Annotated in this window: 2 protein-coding genes; both read left to right on the forward strand. The window is 33.2% G+C overall.

What is annotated here, in order from left to right; translation table 4 throughout:
- Positions 1 to 1,792: DNA-directed RNA polymerase subunit beta' (locus C4B25_RS04565; protein WP_472793370.1), on the forward strand; the 1,792-nt coding region annotated here is incomplete at its 5' end.
- A 676-nt stretch (positions 1,793 to 2,468) separates the two neighbouring features.
- The coding region (locus tag C4B25_RS05090; RefSeq protein ID WP_418763739.1) for a hypothetical protein at positions 2,469 to 2,693 on the forward strand (225 nt) is incomplete at its 3' end.

The following is a 2,693-nucleotide window of genomic DNA, read 5'->3' on the forward strand; positions in this document are numbered from 1 at the left end:
ATCAGAGGATGTAAGAGAATGATCACACGGAGAAGTTAGAAAACCTGAAACAATTAACTATAAATCATTCAAACCTGAAAAAGAAGGTTTATTTGATGAGTTAATCTTTGGTCCTACAACAGATTACAAATGTGCTGTTTGTGGAACAAAATATAAAAGAACAAATGAAGGTCAAACTTGTGAAAAAACAGAAGAATGTAAGTTAAAACAACCAGAAATCTTACCAAAATCTTCTAGACGTAACAGAATGGGACACATTGAACTTGTTTCACCTGTTTTACATTTCTGATACTTCAAAGTTGATCACTCAATCATTGCTAAATTATTAGGATTGAGAGAAGAAGGAAAAACAAAACTACACCCAAGAGTAGCGATTGAAAACTTAATTTACTTTAAGTCTCACATTGTTGTTGAATCAGGTGATGTTAAAGCTCTTCCAAAAAATGCAATCATCAATATTAATGATGCCGCTATCCTATATAGAGATGCATTAAAAGAGATTCAAGCTAAATATTCAAAAGACTCAATGGAATTTGATGATATTCAAATGGCAGTTGAAGAACTTGAAGAAACAGCTTCATCAAAAATGGGTAAAGATTATGGTATTGATTTTTATGAAATTAATTCAATTATCGAACAATATTCAGAAGCTAAAATCATGACAGGTGCTAAAGCAATTGAGTACCTATTAGAAAATATGGATCTTAATGAAGAAACAAAGATTATCAAAGCTCAAATTGATAAAATTAACGGATTATTTAAAACAACAGGTAAAATACCTGCTACAAAAATCCAAGAAAGAAACAAACTATACAAAAGATTGCAAGTTGTTAATGCATTTATTGAATCAGGTCAAAAACCAACTTCAATGCTTATTAAAAACTTACCAATCCTTCCAGCTGACTTACGTCCGCTAATTCAATTAGATGGTGGTAGACACTCTACAACAGACGTAAATGAACTGTATAGACGTATCATTATTAGAAATAATCGTCTAAGAAAATGATTCGAACTTGAAGCACCTATCCTTATCGTTCAAAACGAAATGCGTATGCTACAAGAAGCTGTTGATGCGTTAATTGATAACCAACGTAGAAAACCAGCTCCTGTACCTTCAAAAGATGGACGTCCTTTAAAATCAATCTCTGATGCCTTAACAGGTAAAAAAGGTAGATTTAGACAAAACTTACTTGGTAAACGTGTTGACTACTCAGGACGTTCAGTAATTGTTGTTGGACCATCTCTTAAGATGCACCAAGTTGGTATTCCTCGTGGAATGGCAGCTAAATTATTCGAACCATGAATCGTTAAACAATTAATTGATGCTGAAATTGCTTCATCAATTAAAATGGCTAAAAAATTAATTGAAGAACAAGATAATGTTATTTGACCACACGTTGAGAAATCAATTGAAGGTAAACAAGTTCTTCTAAACCGTGCGCCTACATTGCACCGTCTATCAGTTCAAGCATTTGAACCAGTATTAGTTAGAGGTAAAGCTATTAAACTTCACCCACTAGTATGTGGTGCCTTCAATGCCGACTTCGATGGTGACCAAATGGCTGTTCACGTTCCTATTTCTCCAGCTGCGCGTCGTGAAGCTAAAGAATTAATGCTTGCTAATAAAAATATTCTTGGTCCTAAAGATGGAGAGCCAATTATCAACCCTTCACAGGATATGATTTTAGGTTTATTCTATCTAACACAAGAAAAAGCAAATGGAAAAAGCGTACGATCTAAATGAAATTTCAGTTCATGCTCGTGTTGCTTTACCTACTTCAGCATTTGATAAACCAATACTATTAGAAAAAGAAGGATACATAATCTCTACAGTTGGTAAATTTATTTTCAATAAATCATTCCCACAAGATTTCCCATTCATCTTTGATAATAGATCAGCAATGGTTAATAACGCTGATGTAATGAACTACATTGCACCAAAAGGTACAAACTTCGCAGAATTTATTAAAGAAATGCCTTTAAATAAAGCGCTTGGTAAAAAAGACATTGCTAAAATTGTTCGTGCTGTATTCGATACATACGTTGCAACAATTACAATGGGTGATATCGCAGAAATTATCCAACAATTAAACGAAGACAACTACGAAGATACTTTAGGTATGTTCTCTCAAATTAAAGACTTTAGAAATAAAGAACTATCATACAAACATGCTGTTTCATTAGCTGGTTTTGTAAAAGAGGGATATGCAAAAATTATGCGTGAGCTAACATTAGCTAACGAAGGTGTTACACCATTCTTCAACATCGATGATAAAGTTAGATTACTTGAGTATGTATGATTCAATTACACAAACTTAGTAGCTGATGTTCTTGATAAAATCAAAGCATTAGGGTTTAAATTCTCAATGCTTTCAGGTTCTTCAATCTCAATTTCAGACATTATTAAATCTGACGTTAAGAATGAAAAAGTTAAAGAAGGTGAAGCTTATGTTGATCAATTATTTGAAATGTACGAAGATGGTTTCATTACTGAAGCTGAAAGATATACATTAACAATTGGTCGTTGAGCTGAAATTAAAAAAGAAGTTGAAGCTGACCTTCAAAAGAAAGTTGATGAACATCCAGAAAACTCTATCTTTATGATGATGGAATCTGGTGCTCGTGGTAATATTGCCAACTTCGTTCAACTTGCTGGTATGCGTGGTCTTATGGCCAACAACTCTAAGACATTT

This window comes from Mycoplasma todarodis, assembly GCF_004335995.1.
In the GTDB taxonomy this organism is placed as follows: Bacteria; Bacillota_I; Bacilli_A; order Mycoplasmatales; family Metamycoplasmataceae; genus Mycoplasma_K; species Mycoplasma_K todarodis.